Source organism: Nocardia sp. CWNU-33 (assembly GCF_046764895.1).
Taxonomy (GTDB): domain Bacteria; phylum Actinomycetota; class Actinomycetes; order Mycobacteriales; family Mycobacteriaceae; genus Nocardia.
On the sequence record NZ_JBKOQN010000098.1, the window covers coordinates 1 to 1,622 of the forward strand.

Genomic DNA, 1,622 nt, shown 5'->3' on the forward strand with positions numbered 1-1,622 from the left:
GGTGAATTCAAGGGGTCGTCGCAACACTGCCTGCTTTTAGCGGGTAAGTAGATCACGCAGACGCTCGGCTGGGGTTTCCCAGTCGAGCGTTTTGCGTGGACGATCGTTGAGTTGGTGAGCGACGTGTTCGAGGTCTTCGGGACCATAGACACTCAGATCGGTGCTTTTCGGGAAGTACTGGCGCAGAAGACCGTTCGTGTTCTCGTTGGTTCCGCGTTGCCAAGGACTCGCCGGGTCGCAGAAGTAGACCGCCACGTCGGTGGCCATCGAGAACTGCTTGTGCCTGGCCATCTCGCAGCCTTGATCCCAGGTCAGCGACCCGCGCAGGTGGGTGGGCAGGGTCGAGATCGTCCGGATCAAGCCGTCACGGACGGTTTCGGCGTCGTGACCGCCGGGCAGGTGAACCAGCATCGTGTAACGGGTGGACCGTTCCACGAGGGTGCCGATGGCCGAACCACCGTCCTTGCCGATGATCAGATCGCCTTCCCAATGGCCGGGCACCGCACGGTCTTCGACCTCGGCGGGCCGGTCGCTGATCATGATCATCGGGTCAAGGAATCGGTGGGTGCGCTGATCTGGTTTGCGATGCGGTTTCCGCCGGGTCCGTCCAGTTCGTAGCGCTTGCGCGAGTTCCCGTTTCAGCCCGCCACGGGCCTGGAAGTAGAGGGCTTGGTAGACCGTTTCGTGGCTCACCCGCATGCTCTCGTCGTCGGGGTAGTCCCTGCGGAGCCGGTGGCAGATCTGTTCGGGAGACCGCTGCCGTGACAAACCATCGACCACCCACGCCCGCAAAGCCTGGTTAGTCACCAGTTTGGACTCCTTCGGACGCGCCCGCGCGCCCGCGGCAGCCTTGTTCGCCTGATAGGGCAGGTAAAGCCCATCGATCCGGTGCGCCCGGACCTCCCGTGACACCGTCGATTTATGTTTGCCGATCCGTGCCGCGATTCGAGTCAACGACTGCCCGGTCACCAGCCCATCGGCGATATCGAGGCGGTCCTGCAACGACAGGTACCGGTCACTGATCGAAACAGGCTCGACACCAACGGGTTTGATCACCGGACCTGTGTAACGGGTTCCGGTCGTGTAGTCCACGACAGTGCCGTCGGGGTGGATCCGCTTATTCTTGGACCTGCGTATCCCGGCTCGCCAGTCCCTGCCGGTGCGTTCGTTCACACCGACCTCACCAGACGCGCGCGCCGTTGACCACCCCGAAGCGATCAACTCGCCGAACCGCCGCTTGGCGTCTGGTTTACCGGCAACCATCGGACCCGCGCCGACCAGCCCAGCAGCGACCAGAATCCGGCGTGCCACCGAATGAGCCACCCCGGCGGTCTTGGCTGCCCGGTTCACCGATCCCGTCGCCTCGAACACCGACCTGATCAACACCGGGTCCGCCACCCGGGACGCACCCCTGGGTTTGCCTACTGGGCGGCCCTTCGCACGCAGGATCGCATAGCAACGCTGCCGTCCGATCCCCAGCACCTCGGCTGCTTCCTTCACCGCAACCCCGGCATCGACCAGCCGGGTCAGCGGATCACCGAACCGAGCCAGATCCTCCGAAAACGACACGGTCGCCGCAACCTCTCACATCGAGAGTGTTGCGACGACCGCATGAACCCAAG

At 63.7% G+C, this 1,622-nt stretch carries 1 protein-coding gene; it reads right to left on the reverse strand.

Going from position 1 to position 1,622, the window contains the following annotated elements; all coding sequences use genetic code 11:
• Positions 1 to 36: 36 nt before the first annotated feature.
• On the reverse strand, positions 37 to 1,263 hold the full coding sequence (locus tag ACLMAL_RS39490) for an IS30 family transposase (protein ID WP_412003747.1): 1,227 nt from the start codon (positions 1,261 to 1,263) through the stop codon (positions 37 to 39).
• Positions 1,264 to 1,622: the final 359 nt, after the last annotated feature.

Bases quoted from the DNA above. Each gene is read 5' to 3' on its own strand.
- ACLMAL_RS39490 (WP_412003747.1), bottom strand. From the start codon at position 1,263: ATGGTTGCCGGTAAACCAGACGCCAAGCGGCGGTTCGGCGAGTTGATC.